General features: G+C 65.9%; 19 protein-coding genes. 13 read left to right on the top strand and 6 right to left on the bottom strand.

The window, feature by feature from the left end; translation table 11 throughout:
- Position 1 precedes the first annotated feature (1 nt).
- Entirely contained in the window at positions 2 to 874 is an 873-nt protein-coding gene (locus tag CAL28_RS08770; protein WP_094841040.1) for an NAD-dependent protein deacetylase, read from the top strand.
- Between the two features lie 141 nt (positions 875 to 1,015).
- On the opposite strand, the gene CAL28_RS08765 is transcribed toward CAL28_RS08770, so the two are convergent.
- The 5 genes from CAL28_RS08765 to CAL28_RS08745 all read right to left on the bottom strand — a co-directional run bounded on the left by CAL28_RS08765 (position 1,016) and on the right by CAL28_RS08745 (position 8,327).
- Positions 1,016 to 2,164, bottom strand: coding sequence for an AI-2E family transporter (locus CAL28_RS08765; RefSeq protein WP_254926057.1), 1,149 nt, complete (start codon positions 2,162 to 2,164; stop codon positions 1,016 to 1,018).
- Positions 2,165 to 2,354: 190 nt separating this feature from the next.
- Positions 2,355 to 3,392: a UDP-glucose 4-epimerase GalE gene (gene galE / locus CAL28_RS08760; RefSeq protein ID WP_094841038.1), complete on the bottom strand. Its 1,038-nt coding sequence runs from the start codon at positions 3,390 to 3,392 to the stop codon at positions 2,355 to 2,357.
- Positions 3,393 to 3,414: 22 nt separating this feature from the next.
- Positions 3,415 to 4,818, bottom strand: a complete 1,404-nt coding sequence (locus CAL28_RS08755; RefSeq protein ID WP_094841037.1) for a phosphomannomutase/phosphoglucomutase — start codon at positions 4,816 to 4,818, stop codon at positions 3,415 to 3,417.
- Positions 4,819 to 4,834: 16 nt separating this feature from the next.
- Entirely contained in the window at positions 4,835 to 7,093 is a 2,259-nt protein-coding gene (locus CAL28_RS08750) for a polysaccharide biosynthesis tyrosine autokinase (protein WP_094841036.1), read from the bottom strand.
- Between the two features lie 94 nt (positions 7,094 to 7,187).
- Positions 7,188 to 8,327 (bottom strand): polysaccharide biosynthesis/export family protein, encoded by a 1,140-nt coding sequence (locus CAL28_RS08745; RefSeq protein WP_217906556.1) that lies wholly within the window; start codon positions 8,325 to 8,327, stop codon positions 7,188 to 7,190.
- A 238-nt stretch (positions 8,328 to 8,565) separates the two neighbouring features.
- On the opposite strand from CAL28_RS08745, the gene CAL28_RS08740 reads away from it, so the two are divergent.
- From CAL28_RS08740 to CAL28_RS08685, 12 genes are all read left to right on the top strand, one after another.
- Positions 8,566 to 9,975, top strand: a complete 1,410-nt coding sequence (locus CAL28_RS08740; RefSeq protein WP_094844498.1) for an undecaprenyl-phosphate glucose phosphotransferase — start codon at positions 8,566 to 8,568, stop codon at positions 9,973 to 9,975.
- Positions 9,965 to 10,468, top strand: coding sequence for a GDP-mannose mannosyl hydrolase (locus CAL28_RS08735; RefSeq protein WP_141218156.1), 504 nt, complete (start codon positions 9,965 to 9,967; stop codon positions 10,466 to 10,468). The genes CAL28_RS08740 and CAL28_RS08735 overlap by 11 nt, the downstream gene beginning before the upstream one ends.
- Positions 10,465 to 11,889: a mannose-1-phosphate guanylyltransferase/mannose-6-phosphate isomerase gene (locus CAL28_RS08730; protein WP_094841035.1), complete on the top strand. Its 1,425-nt coding sequence runs from the start codon at positions 10,465 to 10,467 to the stop codon at positions 11,887 to 11,889. The genes CAL28_RS08735 and CAL28_RS08730 overlap by 4 nt, the downstream gene beginning before the upstream one ends.
- A gap of 138 nt (positions 11,890 to 12,027) precedes the next feature.
- Positions 12,028 to 13,140: a GDP-mannose 4,6-dehydratase gene (gene gmd / locus CAL28_RS08725; protein ID WP_094841034.1), complete on the top strand. Its 1,113-nt coding sequence runs from the start codon at positions 12,028 to 12,030 to the stop codon at positions 13,138 to 13,140.
- A 4-nt stretch (positions 13,141 to 13,144) separates the two neighbouring features.
- The gene (gene fcl / locus CAL28_RS08720) at positions 13,145 to 14,098 is read left to right on the top strand and encodes a GDP-L-fucose synthase (RefSeq protein WP_094841033.1); all 954 of its coding nucleotides are present in this window, start codon (positions 13,145 to 13,147) and stop codon (positions 14,096 to 14,098) included.
- Between the two features lie 52 nt (positions 14,099 to 14,150).
- Positions 14,151 to 15,467, top strand: coding sequence for a lipopolysaccharide biosynthesis protein (locus CAL28_RS08715; RefSeq protein WP_094841032.1), 1,317 nt, complete (start codon positions 14,151 to 14,153; stop codon positions 15,465 to 15,467).
- Between the two features lie 10 nt (positions 15,468 to 15,477).
- On the top strand, positions 15,478 to 16,398 hold the full coding sequence (locus CAL28_RS08710; RefSeq protein WP_254926056.1) for a glycosyltransferase family 2 protein: 921 nt from the start codon (positions 15,478 to 15,480) through the stop codon (positions 16,396 to 16,398).
- Positions 16,399 to 16,407: 9 nt separating this feature from the next.
- The gene (locus CAL28_RS08705) at positions 16,408 to 17,766 is read left to right on the top strand and encodes an O-antigen ligase family protein (RefSeq protein ID WP_094841030.1); all 1,359 of its coding nucleotides are present in this window, start codon (positions 16,408 to 16,410) and stop codon (positions 17,764 to 17,766) included.
- Positions 17,759 to 18,913, top strand: a complete 1,155-nt coding sequence (locus CAL28_RS08700) for a glycosyltransferase (RefSeq protein WP_094841029.1) — start codon at positions 17,759 to 17,761, stop codon at positions 18,911 to 18,913. Before CAL28_RS08705 ends, CAL28_RS08700 begins: the two co-directional genes overlap by 8 nt.
- On the top strand, positions 18,910 to 19,803 hold the full coding sequence (locus CAL28_RS08695) for a glycosyltransferase family 2 protein (RefSeq protein ID WP_094841028.1): 894 nt from the start codon (positions 18,910 to 18,912) through the stop codon (positions 19,801 to 19,803). The genes CAL28_RS08700 and CAL28_RS08695 overlap by 4 nt, the downstream gene beginning before the upstream one ends.
- A 17-nt stretch (positions 19,804 to 19,820) precedes the next feature.
- The gene (locus CAL28_RS08690) at positions 19,821 to 20,381 is read left to right on the top strand and encodes a putative colanic acid biosynthesis acetyltransferase (RefSeq protein WP_094841027.1); all 561 of its coding nucleotides are present in this window, start codon (positions 19,821 to 19,823) and stop codon (positions 20,379 to 20,381) included.
- A complete protein-coding gene (locus tag CAL28_RS08685; protein ID WP_094841026.1) occupies positions 20,378 to 21,628 on the top strand; it encodes a glycosyltransferase WbuB in 1,251 nt (416 codons plus the stop codon). Before CAL28_RS08690 ends, CAL28_RS08685 begins: the two co-directional genes overlap by 4 nt.
- Positions 21,629 to 21,758: 130 nt before the next feature.
- Here CAL28_RS08685 and CAL28_RS08680 read toward each other — a convergent pair whose 3' ends face one another.
- Entirely contained in the window at positions 21,759 to 22,436 is a 678-nt protein-coding gene (locus tag CAL28_RS08680; RefSeq protein ID WP_094841025.1) for a helix-turn-helix transcriptional regulator, read from the bottom strand.
- Positions 22,437 to 22,568 lie beyond the last annotated feature (132 nt).

Below are 22,568 nucleotides of genomic sequence, written 5' to 3'. Positions count from 1 at the left end.
GATGGCCGCCGCGGACCTGCTGCCGTTGCGCGACTTCGTGCTGGCGCATCCGCGCCTGTTCGTGCTGACGGGCGCGGGCTGCAGCACAGGGTCCGGCATTCCCGATTACCGCGACAGCGAAGGCGCGTGGAAGCGCCGTCCCCCCATGGATTTCAGTACCTTCATGGGCAGCGCGCCGTCGCGGTCGCGCTACTGGGCGCGCGGCATGATCGGCTGGCGCATGTTCGGCAACGTGGCGCCCAACGCCGCCCACCTTGCGCTGGCTCGGCTGCAGACGCAGGGCCGCTTTACGCGTCTGGTCACGCAGAACGTCGACGGCCTGCACGAGAAAGCCGGCAGCCGCGATGTGATAGACCTGCACGGCCGCATGGACCGGGTCATCTGCACCCAATGCGGGCACACGCTGGCACGCACACGCATGCAGGACATGCTGGAATCCATGAACCCCGACTGGCTGGCGCTGGATGCGATCCATGCCCCCGATGGCGACGCCGATCTCGACGGCGTGGATTTCTCCGGCTTCCACGTGCCGCCCTGCCCCGTCTGCGGCGGCATCCTGAAGCCCGATGTGGTGTTCTTCGGCGAATCCGTGCCGCGCGACCGCGTGGCCGGCGCCAACGACGGCCTGGCGCGCGCGGACGCCATGCTGGTCGTCGGGTCGTCCTTGATGGTCTATTCCGGCTATCGTTTCGCCGCCGCCGCGAACCGGGCCGGACTGCCCATTGCCGCCATCAATCTGGGACGCACCCGCGCCGATCCGCTCCTGGCGTTGAAGATAGAACGGCCCTGTGCCGATACCCTGGCGGCGCTGTTGACGGTCCTGCCCGATATCGACGGGGCCGGCGACGCGCCGGCGGCCGCGGGCCTGCCTTGAGAGGATTTTGACCTCTTCTCCCAAGACCTTGTCATAAAAGGGTTTTTTCAGGCTGTGCGCAGACTATCCAGAGGGTTGTCCACAGAAGCTGTGGACAACCCTGGACGGCAAATCGTTCATGCGAGCATGCGCCGTGCCCGCCTATTCCCCCAGGAACTCGGCGACGCCCTCGAAGCCCTCGACGTGATCGGCGACGACCTTCACGATGACCGCGATGGGGATCGAGAGCAGCGTGCCCCACAAGCCCCATGCCCAGGTGAACAACAGCAGGATGACGAAAACGGCGACGGGATTCATCCTGGCGATGCGTCCCGTCATCCAGGTCTGCACCACGAAGCCGATCAGGGCCGCGATCAGCAATGAGACCCCCGCCACCAGCAGGGCTGGGCCCAGCTCGCCGAACTGCACGACCGCCGCCACGCCCGTAAACACCGCCACCAGCAGCGGGCCGAAATAGGGAATCACGTGCATGGCGCCCGCGAATACCGCCCAGGTCCCCGCATTGTTCAGACCGATCCAGCGAAACGCCAGCCAGGTCAGCAGGCCCAGCATGACGTTGGTCACCACCATCATCATCATGTACAGGCGTATGGAGCGATGGATCTCGTCCAGCATGTGCACGTTGATTTTTTTCTCGGTCAGGTTGCGGCCGGAGACACGGACGAACTTGCGCTTGAATGTATCGCCGGAAAGCAACAGGAAGAACACCAGGAAAATCACCATCAATGCCTGCCCGAGGAACTCCGCGACACCCATGGAGCCCGCCAGCAGCATTTCTTCCAGCTTGTCGGCCGGACGCGTCACCACCACGCGCGCGCCATCCGAGCGCGGCTTCGACGGTGTATTCACGGCATTGGCGGCGGCGCGCAGCTTGTCCACGATGGAGCCGCCGCCGGCCTGGAAGCTTTCCACGGAGCGCGATACCTTCTGCGCCGTCTTCGGCAGGCTGTCGACGATGGACAGCACCTGGCCGCGCAACGAGGCCATGCCGAACAGGATCAGGCCGACCATCGCGATCACCACAATCACCGTCGCCAGCACGCGAGGCAGGCGGACGCGCCGATGCAGGAAGTTCACGGGCGTGTCCAGCGCATACGACAGCACGATGGAGATCACCAGCGGGATCACGAAATCGCGCGCCAGGTGCAGGGCGAACACCACCGCCAGCACCGCGATGATCGATAGCGGCGCGTGGCGGCGATCGAAGGCGCGCGGTGGCGACAGGGCCGCCGGGGTGTCGCTGGGTGCCCGCGCGGCATGGTGGACCGCGGGTGCGGCTGTGTCTGACACTGTCGTCGCGCTGGCGGATGGCGCGCGTGGCTGTGAGCTCATGGCTGGGCGGCTGTTCGAAGTATGTTGCTGCCGGTGGCATGAAGCCGCCGTAATGTCGTGGTCCGACGTAGAGCAATTACCATGCCCGCCCGCCGCGGCGCCGGTGCGCGAGAGCCAGCCAGCGCACGCGCTATCGGCCCGCCAGGCCTTAGTGCAGCGTCCCGTAGCCCTCGGGATTGGACTGCTGCCAGCGCCAGCCGTCCTTGCACATGCTCTCCACGCCGTACGAAGTGCGCCAGTTCAAAAGGCGCCGGGCCAGGCTCGGGTCCGCCCAGACCCGGTCCACATCGCCCGGCCGCCGCGCCTCGACCTGGCAGGGAATGCGCAGCCCGTTGACGCGTTCGAAGGTGTGCACGAGCTCCATGACGCTGGTGCCTTTGCCGGTGCCGAGGTTGACGGCGACGAAACCGGTGTGGTTCAGCGCGTAATCGACCGCGCGCACATGGCCCGCGGCCAGATCCATGACGTGCAGATAATCCCGCACGCCCGTGCCGTCCTCGGTGGCATAGTCGTTGCCGAAGACCTTCAGATGCGGCTGGCGCCCCACCGCGACCTGCGTGATGAAGGGAAACAGGTTATTGGGAACGTCCCGCGGATTTTCCCCGATCAGGCCGCTGGGATGCGCACCGATCGGATTGAAATAGCGCAGGGTCACGGCGCTGAATTCCGCCTCGGCGGCACAAGCATCCTGCAGCATCTGCTCGACGATCAGCTTGGAACGTCCATACGGATTGGTCGGCTGTAGCGGATGCTCCTCGGTGAACGGCAGGAAGCGCGGCACGCCGTAGACCGTTGCGGAAGAACTGAACACCAGCCGGCGCACGCCATGGGCGTGCATCGCCGACAGCAGCGCCACCGTGCCCGAGACGTTATTGTCGAAGTACTTGATCGGATCGCGGACGGATTCGCCCACCGCCTTCACCCCCGCCAGATGCAGGACGCACTCGATGGGCTGCCGGCGACGCTCCTGCAGGGAAAACAACGTGGCAAGCAAGCCGGCGGAGCGGATATCGCCTTCCACGAACGCGATCCGCGTGCCGGTGATGCGTTCGACGCGGCTGACCGCGGCACGGCTGCCATTGCACAGATTGTCGATGACGATGGGGCGGTATCCCGCGCCGATCAGCTCTATCAAGGTATGGCTGCCGATGTAGCCGGCGCCTCCGGTGACCAATAACGTCGTCATTGCCGCTCCGTCGCCCCACTCGTTAAAAAGGAAGTCGCAATCCCGGTGCCACGCTAAGCAGCTGCCGGCGGAAATCCTCCTGGATGCGCGAGAGCGCGGTGCCGTTATCGCCCTCGAAGCGCAACATGACGGCCGGCTGCGCGACCGCGGCGCGGGCCAGGCCGAAACCGTCCTCGTATTCGACGCGCACCCCATCCAGGTGAATGATTTCCCGCGCCCCCATGAAATGGCCGTCGGCGCGCAGCGCCTCGACCAGCCGGTACTGTTCGCCGTCCGCGGTATCCAGGCGAAGTTCCGGCGTCGCACAGGACTGCGGCAAGCCATCCAGAATCGCCGAGGCATCGCGGTGGCGCGACAGCAGCTCCACCAGCCGCGCCGCGGCATACAGCCCGTCGCTGTAGCCCAGCCAGCGGTCCGTGAAACGGATGCCGCCGCCGGTTTCCCCCGCCAGCATGGCGCCCGCCTCGCGCATCTTGGCGCCGATGCTGGCATCGCCGCCGCGGCTCACCACCGACGTGCCCCCCAGCGCCCGCACTTCGCGGGACAGATTGCGGCTGCTCTTCACGTCGTGGACCACGGCGCCGCCCCGCACGCCGGACAGCATGTCGCGCGCGAACAGGATGAGCAGACGATCCACGCACACTCGCGCGCCGGACCGGCTGATCACCACCAGGCGATCGCCATCGCCGGCGATCGATAGCGCCAGTTCGCATCCGCTGTAGCGCAGCCGGGCGGCCAGGTCGGACAGGTAGCGGGCCTCGCCGGGCCTGGGCTGGTCCGGCGGATACGACCCCGTCACTTCGCAAGCCAGCTCGGTGACCTCGCAGCCCAGTTCCCGCAACGCGTCCGGCGCCAGCGTGCCGGCCACGCCATGCCCGCAGTCCAGCAGCACCTTCATGGGCCGCTCCAGGCGGATGTCGCTGGCCAGCCGGGACAGATAGCACGGCGCGGCGCTGATCTGCGCCCGGGTGCCGGGACGCGCCGCCGGCGCCGCGCCGGATTGCATGCGGCCGCGCAGCGCTTGCAGGGCGGCCTGGTCCACGGCATGCCCCTCCAGCATGATCTTGAAGCCGTTATAGGCTTCGTCGTCGTGGCCGCCTGTCACCGACACCGCCGCCCCCGCGCCGGTCAGGCGCGCGGCGAACCACGTCAGGGGCGAGGCCGCCATGCCGATGTCGATCACCGCCATTCCGGACTGCCGCACGCCGGCCTGCAAGGCGGCGCCCAGCTCGACGCTGCTGAGCCGCGCATCCTTGCCGATCACGACGGCGCGGCCTCCGAGTTCGGCCACGCAGCGTCCCACTGCCAGGCCCAGGGCATGCGCGAAGCGGCTATCGATCTCCTGCCCCACGCGGCCCCGTACTTCATCGGCGCGAAAAACCTCCGGCGGGAATCCGGACGTTTCCGCGGCACCCAGGGAATCCATGAAGTCTCCAGTGCCGCTATGGCTGGTTTTCGCCGTAGTAGGACGCGCGGGAATATCGATACGGACCGTACTTCGAGCGGTAGCCCCAGCCTTCGGACTGCAGCTTCAGGCCATTGAAGACCACGCCCGCGACGGGTGCCCCCGCCTGCTGCAGGCGCTTGTTGGTTTCCCGGATCTCGCCCACCGTGTTCATGCCCGAACGGACCACCAGCATGACGGCCGCGGCGTGCGCGCCGACCACCGCCGCATCCGAGGACGACAGCACCGGCGCAGTATCAACGATGACGATGTCGTAATCGGCCGCGAGGGCGTGCAGGCATTCGCCGAAAGCCTCGGACGCCAGCAGTTCGGAAGGATCGAAGGTGACCCTGCCGGTGGAAATGAAATCCACGCCGTTCATGATGTTGCGCTTGGTCACGGCTTCCAGCGGCACGGTGCCCGCCAGCACTTCGAACAAACCGTTCTCGGCCGAAGTGGCGAAATAGCGGTTGAGCGTGCCGCGGCGAAAGTCGGCGTCGATCAGCAGCACACGTTTGCCTACCGCCGCCTGGATAAAGGCGAAATTCGCGGACAGGAACGACTTGCCCACGCCGGCCAGGGGCCCGGTGAACACCACGATGTTGTTGGAGGAATCGCGCATGGCGACCTGCAGCACGGTGCGGAAGCTGCGCAGGCTTTCGATGGGCGGCGTACTGCCGTTGCTCTGCGCCAGCAATGCCGGAATGCGGGCATTCTTGCGGCGCGCGCGGCGCCACAGCCTATCCTGCAGATCGCTGTAGGGCACGGTCGCCAGCACCGGCAGCCCGGTATAGCGTTCGATTTCGTCAGGATCGGTCAGGCCGCCGAACAGCGCGTTGCGTACAAAGGCGGCGACCACGCCAAGGACCAGGCCGGCCAGCGCGGCAATGCCCAGCACGATGGGGGCCTTGGGGCTGAGCGGCCGTTCCGCCGCCACCGCCGTATCCACCACCCGTACATTGCCGACCTTGCCGGCGCGGATCATGCGCAGCTGCTGCGCGTTGTTCAACAGGCCGGTGTACAGGTCCGTATTGACCTTGACGTCGCGGGTCAATCGCACCACGTCCTGCTCCAGGTCCGGCAGTTCGCGGATCTTGCTGTTCAGCTTGTTCATATCGCCGGTCAGCGAGGCGATCTGACGGTCGATGGCGCTGATGCTGGGGTGCGAGGCCGCGAAACGGGTCACCAGTTCCTGGCGGCGCGCCTTCAGCTCGAAGATGCGGTTCTGCGTTTCCACCGACTGGCCCAGCACCAGCTTGGCTTCCTCGGTAAGGTCGATGGTGCCGCGCGCGTTGCGCAAGGCGTTGTAGCGGGTCTCCGACTCTTCCAGCTGCTTCTTCAACACGGGCAACTGCTGATCCAGGAACGCCAGCGATTTCTCGGCCTGGGCGGTCTTGCGGTTGGTGTTCTGCCGCACGTACTCCTGGCCGATCTCGTTCAGCACCGCGGCCGTCAGCACCGGATCCTGCCCCTGAAGCGTCACGCCGATCACGTTGGATTGGCGTCCGCGCTCGAAAATGCCCATGCGGGTCTGCAGCGATTCGATCGCTTCCAGGCGCGAATCCCGTACCACCGTGAAGGTAGTCTCGGGCCGGGCCTGCAGGACGTCGATCTGCATCTCGATCGCCCCACCCGGTACTTCGAAGCGCTCCAGTTGCCCGACGCGCCCTTCGAACCGCCGGTCGTGCACGGGGTCGACCAGCTCGTAGGCGCCCCCGCCCAGCGCGACCACGCTCAGCTTCTTGCCGATCAAATCGTCGGGCACGTCGATACGATTCACCTGGATACGCTCGCCCCCCCAGGCCCAGCCTCCCGGTATCGCATCGGTGATCGCGGCCGGCAGCGCGAAGCTTTCATGCCGCCTGGCCAGCCACCGGCCTATGACCGGGAAGTAGTCCGGGGTCGCGTGCACGTAGAGCTGGTAGTAGTCCACGGCATGTCCCACCACCATGCGCGAACGCAGTATCTCCATTTCCCCCGACGCGGCCTGCTTGATGTCGAAGATCGACGACACGTCGCCCAGCATGCTGGTCCTCTGCCCGGTCGGCAATTCCTCTTCCACCTGCACGGCGATGTCCGACTGGTACACCGGCGGTTTGATCAGGTAATAGGCGACGCCGATCAAGGTCGCGAGTACGGTCAAGACGATGATCATGAAACGATTCGCCAGCAATACGTCCACGTACGACATCATCGGTGTATCGGGAGGCGTTCCCCCGGTATTGGCGTATTCCAGCTGGAGAGGTGGCTGCTTCATTGTCGACTCGCTAGTAGGAAGAAACATCGCGCCGGCCGGAACCGGCACACGGAGGCCCGCATCGCAACACCATGCGGGCCGCGTGCGGAGGGGGTTACTGTTTGCGGACGGCGTCCACGGTCTGGACCGTCTGCGCGCTGGGGAACAAGAGCGAGATAAAGCGATTCCACCGCACCAGGTTGCCCGCATCGACGAAAACGACGTCCTTCGATTCCAGCGGGAACTTCTGAGCTACCGCCATGGCCTGGGGAGATGCGCTGTCCAGACGAAATACCTCCGGTGTGGCGTTGGGCAGGGAACGGACGACATAGATGTCCGCGGGCTCACTGGTCAATTGGCTCGGACCGGAGGTCTCGCCCAGCGCATCGCCGAGCGTAAGCACACCGTCGCGCATCGTCAGTGCCTGAGGCACCGTCACTTCTCCCATCACATAGACCTTGTTCTCGTCGCGCGGCACGACCCGGACAATGTCGTTGGATTGCAGCAGGATGGATGTCGGGTCGATACCCGCCTGCTGAAGCAACGGCAAATCCACGCGTGTCGTCTGACCGTTACGCGTCACGTAAACGCGGCTGCGGTCCGCCGTGGCAAGCACCCCGCCGGCCGTGTTGATGGCCTGCGGCAGGGTCATCGGCACATCGGTAATCGGCAGCGGACCAGGCGTCTTCACTTCGCCTTCCACGAATACGCGTTTGCTGCGATAACCTAGCACGCGCACTGTGATTTGAGGATCCTGAATATAGTTGGCCGATCCCCGTATGAGGCCGCTGCGGACCTGTGCCTCGGTCAACCCGGCTACCTTCACAAGGCCTACGTAGGGGAACTGAATGTAGCCATCCGAAGAGACCGGGTAGCCCGGAATACCGGCTCCCGTGTCGCCGAAGGTAAGTTCGGTCGGCCCCGTCCCGATGCTGTAGGTCTGGGTCGGAAGCACTAGTTCCGGATGGTCCCAGACTACGATCGAAAGGATGTCGCCCGGTCCGATCACGTACGGTTTAGGCGTGCCGATAAGTTTACGAACGTTATCGCCGACGGGCTGATCCCGCGCCCGAGTCTGCTCCATCGCCAGTTGAGGCGTGATGGCCTTGACCTCCACACGCGAGTTGGGATCGTTGGGATCGACCAGGAAGTCGGGCTTGTAGCGCATGCCTGGCGCGAATGCGCAAGCGCCCAACAGCGAGAGCAGCGCGACCATCAGGCCGCCCCGGCATAGCGTGCGAAGGATCGTGTTCATTGGCTTTCCACGGTTGATGGCCTGTCAGGGCCTACTGTTTCCCGGTACTACGGCCGCGTAACGGGTTGCGACATTCCACGCGATTTCCGCGGTGCCGCACATTGGGCTGACGGCCTAATACTTCGCATAAGCCCTTTGGACGTTTCGACCGGCATGACTCGTCCCTATGATTTTTCGGTCGTCATATGCGCCGCGCACTTCGCCGGCCGCGCCGATGAAATCGCCCTGGGAGCACGTCATGGACACCTCGTCGGTGAATGTATCGGGCCGGCTTGCCGATACGAGCCTGCTGTTTCGATTGACGGATGCCGCGGTGGTGGCGGCCGTCGGACTGGCCGCAACCGCCTGGCTGGACGTACGCCAGGGACCGGACGTCGCGCCCATACACGCGATGCTGGTGTACCTGTGCAGCTTCGGCACCATCGCGCTGTTTCCCGCATTCCGTCTATACAGCTCGTGGCGCGGCCGCAGCCTGTTCGACCTATCGATACGCAGCTTCGCCGCGTGGACGGTAGTGTTCGCGCTCGGGATTCTGATCAGCTTCGTGAATCACCAGGCCGGCGCGATATCGCGCATGTGGGCGCTGGTGTGGTACGGCGGTACCGCGGCCGGACTTGTGGGGCTGCGGCTGGTGGTGCACAGCATCCTGCGCGAGGCACGCGACCGCGGCATGGACCGCAAACGCGTCGCCATGATCGGCTTCGGTACGCTGGGCCACGACCTGTGGCGACGTGCCTCCGCCGCGCGCAGCACGGGCTACGAGATCGTCGGCATCTACGTCAATACCAGGGAACACGTTCCGGCGCGCGTGCATCGCATCGAAACCCTTAACGAACTATCTGGCTTTATCCGCCAGCACGAGGTACGCGAAGTGTGGATCGCGCTGCCGGTCGAATCCAGCCAGCTGGTACGCGAAGCGATCTACCACCTGCGCCACGATTGCATCGACGTGCGATGGATCCCGGACGTCATGTCGGTCCGGCTGCTGGGACACCGCGTGGACGAGTTCCTGGGCGTGCCCGCGATCGAGCTGAACAGCCTGCCCGCCGCCGGCATCCGCGGCCTGGCCAAGGAGATATTCGATCGCGTGTTCGCGTCCTGCGTGCTGGTGGCCCTGTCGCCGGTACTGCTTTCCATCGCCATACTGATCAAGCTGACGTCGCGCGGACCCGTGCTCTTCACGCAGAAACGTCTGGGCGTGGACGGCAAGGTATTCAACGTCTACAAGTTCCGCAGCATGACCGTGCACCAGGAAACGCATGGCACGGTCACACAGGCCACGCGCGGCGATGCGCGCGTGACTCCCATCGGGGCATTCCTGCGCCGCACCAGCCTGGACGAGCTGCCGCAGTTCATCAATGTGCTGCGCGGCGAGATGTCCGTGGTCGGACCGCGGCCGCACGCGCTGGAACACAACGAACAGTACAAGGATGTGGTAGCGCGCTACATGATGCGCCATCGCGTCAAGCCCGGCATCACCGGATGGGCGCAGGTGAACGGCTATCGCGGCCAGACCGACACCATCAACAAGATGCGCAGCCGCGTGGAGTTCGATCTGTACTACATACAGAACTGGACCTTCCTGATGGACCTGCGCATCATCGCCAAGACCGCCGTGTCTGGCTGGACCGGGAAAAATGTCTACTGACCGACAGGCGCGGACCGCCGCGGGCAGGCTCAGCACCGAGCGCTTCCGCGCCGCGGTCGACATGCTGCCGCTGGTCTCCATCGACCTGTTGGTGCGGGACCAGCGGGGACGCTATCTGCTGGGCCTGCGCGGCAACCCGCCGGCCCAGGGGCGGTGGTTCGTACCGGGTGGACGCATCCGCAAGGGCGAAGCGCTGGCGCAGGCGCTGGAGCGCCTGGCCGGCGAGGAACTCGGCATGACCCTGCCGCCGGCGCACTGGCGCCTGCGCGGCGTGTACGAACACTTCTACGACATCAATTTCGCCGGCGAACCCGGGATGCCCACCCATTACGTGGTGCTGGCATATCAGACGCAATTGCCGGCCGGTCCGTTGGCGTCGGCACTCCCTGCCAGCCAGCACCTGGGCTACCGCTGGGACACCCCCGAGGATGCCGCGGCCGACGCGCAAGTGCATCCCTACACGAAGGCCTACTTCACGGAGCAACATCCATGACTGGACCCTATCCCGAGTTTCGCCCCGTCATCCTCTGCGGCGGATCCGGTTCGCGGCTTTGGCCGCTGTCGCGCGAGCTGCTGCCCAAGCAGTTCATCCGCCTGACCGGCGAGCGCAGCCTGCTGCAGAACACCGTCATGAGGCTGGCCGCCAACGCCGGCGCGCGCCGGCCGCTGCTGGTCTGCAACGACGCCCACCGCTTTATCGCGGCCGAGCAGCTGCAGGAGCTGGATGGCATCCAGCCGGAACTGCTGCTGGAACCCTGCGCGCGCAATACCGCGCCCGCCATCGCGGCGGCGGCGCTGCGCGCCATGCGCGACGGCGACGATCCGGTCATGCTCGTCGTGCCATCCGATCACGTCATGGAGGAAGGCGAAGCGCTGCGCGACGCTTTCCGCGTGGCGCACGAGGCGGCCAGCGATGGCGCCCTGGTCACCTTCGGCGTACGGCCGACCGCCCCGCTGACGGGCTACGGCTATCTGCGCACGGAAGCATCGGACGGCCCGTGGCACCGCGTCCAGGCCTTCGTCGAAAAACCGAACGCCGAACGCGCGGCCCAATTCCTGCGCGACGGCGGCTACTACTGGAACAGCGGCATGTTCGCGTTCCGCGCGTCGGTGTTCCTGCACGAGCTGGAGCGCCTGGCCCCGGCCATGCTGGATGCGGTACGCGGCGCCGTGCGCGCCGGCGCCGGCGATGACGCGGCCTTCCGGCTGGATGCGGCGGCCTTCGCCACCTGCCCGAGCGATTCGATCGACTACGCGGTCATGGAGCGCACCGACAGCGCGGTAGCCGTGCCGCTGGATGCCGGCTGGAGCGACGTCGGTGCCTGGGACGCCGTATGGGACATTGCCGCCAAGTGCCCGGACGGCAACTCGACCTCGGGTGACGTGCTGATAGAGGGATCGCGCAACTGCCTGGTGCACGCGACCAACCGGCTGGTGGCGACGATAGGGCTGGACAACATCGTCGTCATAGAAACCGCCGATGCCGTGCTGGTGGTGCACAAGGACCACACGCAGGATGTCAAACGCGTGGTAGAAACCTTCCGCGCCCAGCACCGCAGCGAAATGGAGCATCACCGCGAAGTCAGGCGCCCATGGGGCTCCTACGACTCCATCGGGCAGGGCCCGCGCTACCAGATCAAGCGCATCACGGTAAAGCCGGGCGCGCGCCTGTCGTCACAAATGCATCATCATCGTGCGGAACACTGGGTGGTGGTCTCCGGCACCGCGCGCATCCACAACGGCGACCGGACTTTCCTGCTGACCGAGAACCAGTCCACGTATATCCCCCTGGGCGAAGTGCACTGCCTGGAGAACCCCGGAAAGATCCCCCTCGAACTCATCGAGGTGCAGTCGGGCGCCTACCTGGGCGAGGACGACATCGTGCGTTTCGAGGACATGTACGGCCGCGTCTGAGCCCCGCGGACCGCCGGCCTGCCCGGGCCTTCCCCCCATGGGGCGGCACGGGCAGGCTGCCTTAGACCTTCCGGCCGATACCCCGGCTAGCACTACGTCAGTAATCTTCTTGCACATCTCAGCCTTAAGGACACAGCCATGCCAAAACGGGCACTGATTACGGGAATCACCGGCCAGGACGGCGCATATCTCGCCGAGTTTCTCCTGGGCAAAGGCTATGAGGTGCACGGCATCAAGCGCCGCGCCTCGCTTTTCAATACCGCCCGCATCGATCACCTGTACCAGGATCCTCACACCAGCCCGCGCAACTTCGTGCTGCACCATGGCGACATGACGGACGCCTGCAGTCTGATCCGCATCGTGCAGGCCGTGCAGCCGGACGAGATCTACAACCTGGCCGCGCAAAGCCACGTCGGCGTCTCGTTCGAGGAACCCGAATACACCGCCAATGCCGATGGCCTGGGCACGCTGCGCCTGCTGGAAGCGATGCGCATCCTGAAGATGGAAGACCGCACCCGGCTGTACCAGGCGTCGACCTCCGAGCTCTACGGCATGGTGCAGGAAGTCCCCCAGCGGGAAACCACGCCCTTCTATCCTCGCAGCCCCTACGCGGTCGCCAAGCTGTACGCCTACTGGATCTGCGTGAACTACCGCGAAGCCTACGGCATGTACGCGTGCAACGGCATCCTCTTCAACCACGAATCGCCGCGGCGCGGGGAAACCTTCGTCACCCGCAAGATCACCCGCGCGCTGGCGCGCATCGCGCTAGGGCTGGAGGACTGCCTGTACCTGGGCAACCTGTCCGCGCTGCGCGATTGGGGACACGCGCGCGACTACGTGGAAATGCAATGGCTGATGCTGCAGCAGGACAAACCGGAGGACTACGTCATCGCGACCGGCATGCAGTACAGCGTGCGCGATTTCATCAATATCGCCGCGCGCGAACTGGGGCTGCTGCTGGCCTGGGAAGGCGAAGGCGTCAACGAGACCGCCACCGTTCTGCTGAGCCCCGCCTATGAGGCGGTGAAGCCGGGCCAGGTCATCGTGCGCGTGGATCCGCGCTACTTCCGCCCGACGGAGGTGGAAACGCTGCTGGGGGATCCGACGAAGGCAAGGGAAAAGCTGGGATGGACGCCGCGCACCAGCTTCGAAGGCCTGGTCAAGGAAATGATCGCCAACGACCTGAAGGAAGCGCAGCGCGACGCCCTGGTCGAACAGAACGGCTACGAAGTCTACGCCTACAAGGAATAGCGCCATGGCTGACCTGGATCAATACGTATTCGTGGCGGGCCATCGCGGCATGGTGGGCTCGGCCATCGAACGGGAGCTGCGCCAGCGCGGCTATCGGAACATCGTCACCCGCCTGCACAGCGAACTGGATCTGGAGAACCAGAACCAGGTCAACCGTTTTTTCTGCACGCAGCGCGTGGATACGGTCTACCTTGCCGCCGCGAAGGTGGGCGGGATCCTGGCCAACCAGAACCATCCGGTGGACTTCCTGTACCGCAACCTGATGATGGAATGCAATGTCATCCGGGCCGCGCACGCCGCCGGAGTGCGCCGCCTGCTGTTCCTGGGGTCGTCCTGCATCTATCCCAAGCTGGCACCGCAACCCATGCGCGAGGAGGTGTTGCTGACCGGCCCGCTGGAGCCGACCAACGAGGCGTATGCGATCGCCAAGATTGCCGGGCTGAAACTGTGCGAGGCCTACAACCGCCAGTACGGCGCCCGTTACCTGTGCGCCATGCCGACGAACCTGTACGGGCCGAACGACAACTACGACCTGGAAAACAGTCACGTGCTGCCCGCGCTGATCCGCAAGTTCCACGAAGCGCGCGAACAGGGGTCGCCCACGGTCACCATCTGGGGCACCGGCAAGCCGCGGCGCGAATTCCTCCACGTGGATGACCTGGCGCGCGCCTGCGTGATGCTGGCGGAGTCCGACCGTGCCGAGGGGGTATACAACGTCGGCGTGGGCAGCGACGTATCGATCGCCGAGCTCGCCGCCATGGTCGCGCAGGTGGTGGGCTATCACGGGGAACTGGTGTACGACACCGGCAAGCCGGACGGCACGCCGCGCAAGCTGCTCGACGTCAGCCGCATCCAGGCCCTGGGCTGGCGCCCGGAAATGGGGCTGCGCCAAGGCATCGAGTCCACCTATCACGACTACCTGCGCCATGCCGCCCGGCAGGCGCTGCCGCTTGCCTAGAACCGGGTCCGCTCCAGCGGGCTCGCGCAACCGATACGGGGGAATCGCGCTCATGCGTGCGCTCGTCAGGAAATACATCTCCGGGAACGCCTCGTTCTGGGGCTTGATGGAATACGGACTGGGGCCGCTCATCGCCCTGGCCGCCACGCCCGTCCTGCTGCGCCAGCTCGGCACGGTGGGCTTCGGGCAGTTCGCCATGATCATGGCGCTGGCGGGCTTCGGCAACGTCGCCAACCTGGGGGCAGCGGTGACCGGCACCAAGCTGGTTTCCGAACGCCTGCACGAGCGGGGCGGCGCCATGCGCGGAGCCGGGGTCAGCTTCTCGCTGGTCGGCTGCGCCCTTATCTTCGTGGTGGCGCTGGCGCTGCTGGCCTGGGGTGGCGTGTCCTGGCTATGGCCCGATGCCACTTTCGGCGGCATCGCGGTGTCGACCCTGGCGCTGCCAGCCCTTGCCGTATACCTGAGCCAGCAGTTCGACCAGTTGTTCACCGGTTGCCTGAAGGGCCGCGAAGCATTCGCGACCACGGCCCTGTGCGAAGTCGGCGGCCGCCTTACCGCCTACACGGTGACCTGCAGCGTGGCGATGCTGACCGGTTCCCCCACGCTGGCCAGCCTGACGCAGGCGTGCGGCCTGCTCGCGACGGGGCTGGTCAAGATGCATCTGTTTGCCCGTCGCGAAGGCCATTACTTCGTGCGGCCGCTGCTGGATCGCCGGGCAATGGGCGCGGCCTTCCGATTTTCGCGGTGGTCCTGGTTCAACAGCCTGAGCGCCGTCGCCTTCGGCTCGGTCGACCGCATCCTGGTGGGATCGCTGCTGGGTCCGGCCACCCTGGCCATCTATACCGTTGGCGCCCAGGTCGGACAAATGATCCATACCGCCTCGGTGGCCATATTCCAGAAGACCATGCCGCGCATCAGCCATCTCGCCGCCGGCGCCGATGGCGAGCGCGCGGTCTCGAAAGAAGTGCGCCGCCTGATGGCGGTCAACCTGGCGTTGTCCCTGTTCGGTACCGCGCTTGCCCTGGCGATCAGCGGGCCCGCCCTTTCCCTGATGCTCGGCCATGCCTATACACCCGGCCACCTCGCGACTTTCAGGCTGCTGATCGTCGCCGCGGGCCTGCTCTCCCTGAATGTCGTTGCCCATTTCTCGCTGCTGGGCATGGGCAACAGCCGCGCGGTGGCCGTACTGAACGGCCTGGCCGGGGTCAGCATGGTCTGCGTGCTGTTCCTGCTGGTGGCGCCTGTGGGCGAGATCGCCGCGGGCTGGGCGCGCATCGCGTATTCGGTGACGACGCTCTACGGCATCTACCTCGCACTGCGCCAGTCGCGCCCGCCGCCCTTCGTTCCAGCCCGTACCGCAACACGATAGTTTCACGCCCATGCTGAGGTCTTTGATGCGCAAGCGCCATTTGAAAGCCACCCGTGACCTGGTTGACTTCGTCAGCCGCCTGCAGGTGCCCCCGCCGCCGGCGGACGCCGACAGCCTGCCGAAGATCACCATCGTCACGCCGTCGTACAACCAGGCCCGCTTTCTGGAACGCACCATCCTGTCCGTGCTGAACCAGGGCTACCCGCGGCTGGAATACATCATCATGGACGGCGGCTCGACCGACGGCAGCGTGGACATCATCCGCAAGTACGAATCGCACCTGGCCTATTGGGAGAGCAAGAAGGACCGCGGACAATCGCATGCCATCAACAAAGGCTTCGCCATGGCAACCGGCGATTACGTCGGCTGGCAGAACTCCGACGACCTGTACTGCGCCGGCGCGCTGGTCAAGCTGGGCCGGGCTGCCGCCAAGCGTCGTCCGCCCATCGTCAACGGCCACCTCTACATCGCCGATGCCGACAACCGCATCTTCCGCCAGGTCTACTACATTCCCCTGACGCGCGCCAAGCTGACCGTCATACGCGCGTCCATCCCCAACCAGGTCGCGCTGTTCCGCCGCGACAGCCTGGAGCACCACGGCCTGCTGAAAGAGGAAATGCGCTATTGCATGGATCTGGAGCTGTGGAGCCGCCTGCTGCATGACGGACCCAACGTCATCGTCCCCACGGCCATGGGCGTCTATACGGCGCACGAGGAAACCAAGACCGCCCTGCTGCAGGATGTCCTGGAGCGCGAGCGCGAGCAGATCGTCGGCGACATCCGCGCCACCGAAAACGGCCTGGGTCCGCTATTCGGCCTGTCGTGCCGGGCGGCCAAGGTCGCGGCGCATGCGCGCCAGGGCGATCTGGATTATCTGTTCGACAAGCTGCTGCACAAGGTAGCCGGTCGCGACGACTGGAATGCTCACTAAGAGGCCGCCATGCGTCACGTCCAGAATCACTATTCGACCGTCCCCCTGCTGTGCGCCTTCGTGTTCAGCGCACTTGCGCTGAGCAACGAGTCGCTGGTCATCGCCGTAGGCGGCTTCAAGCTGTCGCTCTTCGATCTGATCTTCCTGGCCATCCTTGCCGTCAAGTTCGTCAGGCTGGCCGATCCGGACGCCTATCAGCTGCCTTCCGCGCCCATCACGCTGCTGATGGGGCTGAACCTGCTGGCCTGGGCCTACCTGATCTACATGGCACCGCCGCCGCCGGGCATCGAGGTCGGCGATATGTTGCGCGACATGCGCATCGTCGTCTATTTCCTGATAACCCCTTATCTCTGCTATCGGGATATCGACGGCCCGGAAGCCTATCGCAAGCTGCAATGGACCATCGTGGCCGCCGGCCTGACCGTATCGGCCCTGATGATCATCAAGGTAGCGCTAGGGTTCAGCACCGTGGATCCGGTACGCGACGTCAACCTGGGCATCTGGGCCCTGCCCATGTCCATCACGTCCATTCTTTACTTCCGGGAAGTGCTCGGCCTGAAATCGCGCACCGCGTATTTCCTGATCATGTTCATGTTCATGGCGCTGGTGTTTTCGCTGAATCGCAGCCAGTACCTGCAGCTTGCCGTCACGGTGGGCATCGCCGTGGCGCTCGGCGGCAAGGTCGGCGCATTGCGGCGGGTCACCGTGATCTTCGCGCCCGCCATCGTCGCCGGATTGCTGGTGTTCTACGCCATCGGCTATCTCGATGTGCTGGCGAGCCGGGTACTGACGGTCGAGGCCCTGGACGACGACTCCAGCTACGGGGCCCGCGTACAGGAATACGAGGGGCAGATGGATCAGTTCCGCGAAGAGCCCCTGTTCGGCCACGGGGCCGGCTACCGGTACTGGGTCATGGGCGAAGACGGGTTCGAGCTGGGCACGTTCGCGCATAACTCCTGGGCCTTCTACCTGATGAAGTTCGGGCTGGTGGGCACCTTCGCCATCATGGGGCCGCCGCTGCTCCTGATGCTGCTCTCGCTGGGGCGGCGCAACGGCAACGCCGGGCTGGACATGCATCGGCGCTACCTGATCGCCTGCGTTCCGATATACATCTTCATCGACTCCCTTTCCGGCGGACTGGCCTACGCGCCCAAGACCGCCCTGACGGGTTTTCTCCTGACCTACTGCCTGTCCTTGTTGCGCAACTACCGTCCGGCACTGTCGCCCTACGAGGTGGCGGCCGCGCGGCCCGTCGCGCCGGCCGGGCCTGTTCCGCCCGCGGGACCGCGTCAACGCACCCCGCGCCCGATCATTCCGGGGCAAGCGCCTGGAAAAACTGCCTACCCGAGGTTGCCGCACCATGGTTGATATTCTCTTCGTCGTTCCGGACCTGCATCGCGGTGGCGTCGGCCGATGCGTCTACTTCATGCTGGAAGACCTGCCCAAGCACGGTTTCACCACATCGCTGTTCTGCATGCGGGAGATCGAGCACGAGTTCAGTCCCAGCAAGGCCAACGTCACGCGCGGCATCGCCCGCAAGCTCGGCAACCGGGCCATGCAGATTTCCGCGCCCTGGAGCCTGGCGCGGCTGATCGCCACCATCCGCCGCGAACGGCCCGCGGTCGTCTGTTCGCATGGCCTGATCTGCAACATCCTGGTCGCCGCCGCGCGCACGCTGATGTCCGGCAGCTTCCGCACGGTCGCCTTCGAGCACAACAGCCCGTCCGCGCACTACCGCTCCACCAGCCTGGGGGGACTGAAGCGCGCGCTCTTGCGCAGCTGCTACGGAGCCCATGACGACGTGGTGGGTGTCTCGCGGGGCGTCGCGCGCGACCTGATCGCCATGGTCCCCTCGCTGCGCGACAAATGCCGGCACATCTACAACGGCATCCCCCTCGACGAAGTGCGCGCACAGGCCCGCGCGCCCGGCCAGACGCTGCCGCGCGACGGCAAGCTGCACGTCGTGTCGGTGGGCCGCCTGGTCCGCAACAAGGGATTCCAGACGCTGATCGACGCGGCCTGCCTGCTCAACGATCCGGGCATCGTCTTCACCATCATCGGCGAAGGGCCCCAGCGCGGCGAATTCGAGGCACAGATCGCCGCGCGGCAGCCCGGCAGTCCGGTGCGCCTGGTCGGCCACGTCGACAATCCTTTCCCCATGCTGGCCAGCGCGGATATCTTCCTTTCGGTCTCGGAGCGCGAAAGCTTCGGCATCGTGCTGGTGGAAGCCCTGTGCCTGGGCATACCCGTGGTCGCGACCGACTGCCCGTCGGGACCCGCCGAAATCCTGGAGGACGGCAAGTTCGGCGAACTCGTCCCCGTCGGCGACGCGGCCGCCGTGGCGCGCGCCATCCAGTCGCTGGCCGACGACGGCTCGCGCCGTGAGCATCTTTCCGACCTCGGTCCCCAGCGGGCCGCGGACTTTTCCCTGGAACGCCACTGCCGCAATGTGGCCGACCTCTTCCAGCCCCTGCTGCGCAAGCAGGCCCTGGACCGCGTAGGAGCGCGCACATGACCCGTGTACCAGTATCCGTGATCGTCATGACCAAGAACGAGGAACGGAACATCGAAAAATGCCTGCGGGCACTGAGCGATTTCGACGAAGTCTTCGTCGTCGATTCGCACAGTACCGACCGGACCGTCGAGATGGCCACCGCCCTGGGCGCGCGCGTGGTGCAGTTCGAATGGAACCGGCGGTATCCGAAGAAGAAGCAATGGTGCCTGGACAACCTGCCCTTCTCCCACGACGTGGTGCTCTACGTGGACGCCGACGAAGTCATGAGCCCGGCGCTGGCACGCGAAATCAACGACTGCCTGCCGCGCTTCGCCCAGGGCGCGGGCGGCGCCTTCGTCGGCTTCGACTACGTTTTCTGCGGCAAGCTGCTGCGCCACGGCCATCGCGTGTACAAGCTGGTGCTGCTGCCGCGCGCACGCTCGCGCTTCCTGGACTACAACGACCTGGACGTCGCCAATATGTGGGAAGTCGAGGGTCACTACCAGCCGCAGGTCACCGGGCCGGTGTTCCTGCTCAAGCACCGCATGGCGCACCATGACCACGACGGCTTGTTCCACTACTTCGACAAGCACAACAAATACTCCGACTGGGAGGCCAGCCTGCGCGTCAAGGGGCTGCTGAACGATCCGCGCGAGGCCAATATCGGCCTGCGTTCCGCCATGAAGCGCATCTTCGCCGCCATGCCCTTCAAGGCCGCGGCGGCCTTCGTGCACTGCTACATCGTGCGCCTGGGGTTCCTGGACGGCAAGACCGGACTGGACTACGCCGTGGCGCGATCCATGTATTACTGGCAGATCGGCATCAAGGCGCGCGAGCTGCGCGCGGCGATGGCGGCTGCCTCTCCCGCCGCCGACGCCAACGCCGATCCCGTGCGTGGCGGCACACATTGACCCGTGGAGCCGGCGCCATGGACACTTTCCAAAGACTCAATCTTTTCCAGATGCCCACCGGCTTTCGCGGCCGGAACGCCTTGTACGTGCAGCTGTGGTGGATGGTGCAAAGCACCGCATTCCGCTATTCGCCCCAGTTCGCCTACGGCTTTCGGCGTTTCCTGCTGCGGCTGTTCGGAGCCCGTATCGGACAGAAGGTGCTGGTCCGCGCCAGCGCGAAAATCACCTATCCATGGAAGGTCCGCATCGGCGATTACTCCTGGATCGGCGACGATGTCGTCCTGTACAGCCTGGCCGACATCGACATCGGCAATCATGCGGTCGTCTCGCAGCGCGGTTATCTATGCGCCGGCGACCACGACGCCGCGCTGCCCGAATTTCCGATCCGCGGCAAGCCCATCGTGATCGAGGACGGTGCCTGGATCGCCACCGATGTCTTCATCGCCCCGGGCGTCACGATCCACCAGAACGCCGTCATCGGGGCGCGAAGCTCCGTCTTCAAGGATATGCCGTCCGGTATGGTCTGCCATGGGACGCCCTGCCGTCCGGTACGCCCACGCGTGCGGACGCTTCCATGAAGATACTCGTCTACGGCATCAACTTCGCGCCGGAGCTTACCGGTACCGGCAAATACACCGGCGAAATGGCCGCCTGGCTGGCCGCTCGCGGCCACCGGGTCACCGCGATCACCGCTCCGCCGTACTACCCGCAATGGCGCGTACAACCCGGCTACCGCGCCGGCCGCTACGCCGCCCAGGCGTGGCAGGGCGTCAAGGTCCTGCGCGCGCCGCTTTGGGTTCCGCCCAAGCCGGGCGGCGCCAAGCGCCTGCTGCACCTGGCGACCTTCGCCCTGTCCAGCCTGCCCCTGCTGCTGGCCTGCGCGCTGCGCCGCCCCGACGTCATCGTGGTCGTCGAGCCGCCTCTTTTCTGCGCGCCCGCGGCCGTGGCCGCCGCGCGCCTGTGCGGCGCGCGCGCATGGCTGCACATCCAGGACTACGAAGTCGATGCAGCCTTCGAACTGGGCCTGCTCAAGGGAGACCGGCTGAAGCGCCTGGTCGGCGGCATCGAACGCTGGCTGATGCGGCGCTTCGACCGGATCTCCACCATTTCGACCCGCATGCTGGCGCTGGCGCGCCAGAAAGGCATCGGCGACGATCGCCTCGTACTGTTTCCGAACTGGATAGACGTGGATGCCGCGCGTGCCGGCGGCGCCGCGGTGGACTACCGTGGCCAGCTGGGCATCCCGGCGGACGCCATCGTCGCCGTTTACTCCGGCAACATGGGCGGCAAGCAGGGCCTGGAAACCCTGTCCGGCGTGGCCCGAATCCTGCGCCGGCGCACCGGCATCCACTTCATTTTCTGCGGCGAAGGCCACCAGCGCGAGGAACTGCGGTTGCGCTGCGCCGACCTGCCACAGGTTCATTTCCTGCCGCTGCAGCCGGCAGAACACCTGCCCGCCCTGCTGGCGACCGCCGATCTGCATCTGCTGCCGCAGCGCGCGGGCGCGGCGGATCTCGTCATGCCGTCCAAGCTGACCGGCATGCTGGCCAGCGGCAAGCCGGTTATCTGCGGCGCCGCGCCAGGTACCGAGCTGGCCCAGGTCGTCGCCCAATGCGGCATCGTCGTCCGGCCGGAGAGCCCTGGCGCCATGGCCCGCGCGATGCTGCGCCTGGCGGCCTCGCCCGCGCAGCGCGCGGTGCTGGGCGACGCGGCGCTGCGCTACGCGCGCGCCCACTTGCATACCGACACCGTGCTGGAGCGCCTGGAGCGCGAATTGATCGCGCTACGCGAACCCGGACGGGCGACGGTCCGCAAGGCCCAATAGGCTTCCCGCGGCCACGCGCGGCACGACGTTTCCCGGCGCGCGAACGCCCTGGGCACGCGCCCGCCAGGGCGCCTGCCGCCATGCCGGTCGCCACCCCCACGGAACCGGTCGCCACGCACGTCCGCGGACGTCAGCCGGGCGACGGCTCGTCGCCTTTCGCCTCCGGCGCCTCGTCGCGCAGCAACCCCTCCTGCACGGCGATATAGGCCGCTTCAGCCTGGTTGCGGGCGTTCAGCTTCCAATACAGGGTGCGCGCGTGGCTTTTCACGGTAGCGACGGAGATGCCGATTTCCCGGCTGATCTCGCGCATCGTGCGGCCCTTCGCCAGCAGCCGAAGGATCTCTTCCTGCCTGGGCGTGAGCATCCGTATCGCCGCATGGCCGCGCCCTGGCAAATGCGGCGTGGTCTGCGTCGCCTCGACGATCGTGCGCGGAAAACACTGTCCGCCGGCCAGCACCAGGTGCACGGCGGCCGTAATGGCTTCGGTGGTGGACGATTTGGGAAGCAGCCCGCAAACACCCGAGCGCGCCGCCTCCAGCATGAAGCGCGGGTCGAGCGCATCGTGCAGCACCAGCGTGTGGCGGGGCGCCAGCAGCGACATCGATGCCGATAACAAGTGCAAGTCGTTATCCGTGACTCCGGCGATTCCCAGGACCAGCAATTCCACGGGACGCACCGCGGATAAGGACAACTCGTTCAACTTCTGCGGCGCCATGGCCATGACACTTTCGGGGCTGCGCGCGGTCTCCAGGATGTGTTGGATGGCGATGCGCAGAATCGCGTATTCCTCGATCAGGACGGTAGTCATTCGCCGGGAGCCTCTCACGATGTGCTGAGCGTCCCAGCCATGGCACGGATCGGGTCGATCGTGGCTTGCTCGGGAACGGCCTGCGCCATCGTATCAAGGGCATGCCCCTGTGCATCTCCGTCGTGCGGATGA

The sequence above is a fragment of the Bordetella genomosp. 11 genome (assembly GCF_002261215.1).
Lineage (GTDB): Bacteria > Pseudomonadota > Gammaproteobacteria > Burkholderiales > Burkholderiaceae_B > Bordetella_C.
This window is presented reverse-complemented; position numbering and strand designations above follow the sequence as displayed.

Coding starts and splice junctions, on each gene's coding strand:
- CAL28_RS08770 (WP_094841040.1), top strand. CDS start 2: ATGGCCGCCGCGGACCTGCTGCCGTTGCGCGACTTCGTGCTGGCGCAT.
- galE (WP_094841038.1), bottom strand. CDS start 3,392: ATGACGACGTTATTGGTCACCGGAGGCGCCGGCTACATCGGCAGCCAT.
- CAL28_RS08755 (WP_094841037.1), bottom strand. CDS start 4,818: ATGGATTCCCTGGGTGCCGCGGAAACGTCCGGATTCCCGCCGGAGGTT.
- CAL28_RS08750 (WP_094841036.1), bottom strand. CDS start 7,093: ATGAAGCAGCCACCTCTCCAGCTGGAATACGCCAATACCGGGGGAACG.
- CAL28_RS08745 (WP_217906556.1), bottom strand. CDS start 8,327: ATGAACACGATCCTTCGCACGCTATGCCGGGGCGGCCTGATGGTCGCG.
- CAL28_RS08740 (WP_094844498.1), top strand. CDS start 8,566: ATGGACACCTCGTCGGTGAATGTATCGGGCCGGCTTGCCGATACGAGC.
- CAL28_RS08735 (WP_141218156.1), top strand. CDS start 9,965: ATGTCTACTGACCGACAGGCGCGGACCGCCGCGGGCAGGCTCAGCACC.
- CAL28_RS08730 (WP_094841035.1), top strand. CDS start 10,465: ATGACTGGACCCTATCCCGAGTTTCGCCCCGTCATCCTCTGCGGCGGA.
- gmd (WP_094841034.1), top strand. CDS start 12,028: ATGCCAAAACGGGCACTGATTACGGGAATCACCGGCCAGGACGGCGCA.
- fcl (WP_094841033.1), top strand. CDS start 13,145: ATGGCTGACCTGGATCAATACGTATTCGTGGCGGGCCATCGCGGCATG.
- CAL28_RS08715 (WP_094841032.1), top strand. CDS start 14,151: ATGCGTGCGCTCGTCAGGAAATACATCTCCGGGAACGCCTCGTTCTGG.
- CAL28_RS08710 (WP_254926056.1), top strand. CDS start 15,478: ATGCTGAGGTCTTTGATGCGCAAGCGCCATTTGAAAGCCACCCGTGAC.
- CAL28_RS08705 (WP_094841030.1), top strand. CDS start 16,408: ATGCGTCACGTCCAGAATCACTATTCGACCGTCCCCCTGCTGTGCGCC.
- CAL28_RS08700 (WP_094841029.1), top strand. CDS start 17,759: ATGGTTGATATTCTCTTCGTCGTTCCGGACCTGCATCGCGGTGGCGTC.
- CAL28_RS08695 (WP_094841028.1), top strand. CDS start 18,910: ATGACCCGTGTACCAGTATCCGTGATCGTCATGACCAAGAACGAGGAA.
- CAL28_RS08690 (WP_094841027.1), top strand. CDS start 19,821: ATGGACACTTTCCAAAGACTCAATCTTTTCCAGATGCCCACCGGCTTT.
- CAL28_RS08685 (WP_094841026.1), top strand. CDS start 20,378: ATGAAGATACTCGTCTACGGCATCAACTTCGCGCCGGAGCTTACCGGT.
- CAL28_RS08680 (WP_094841025.1), bottom strand. CDS start 22,436: ATGACTACCGTCCTGATCGAGGAATACGCGATTCTGCGCATCGCCATC.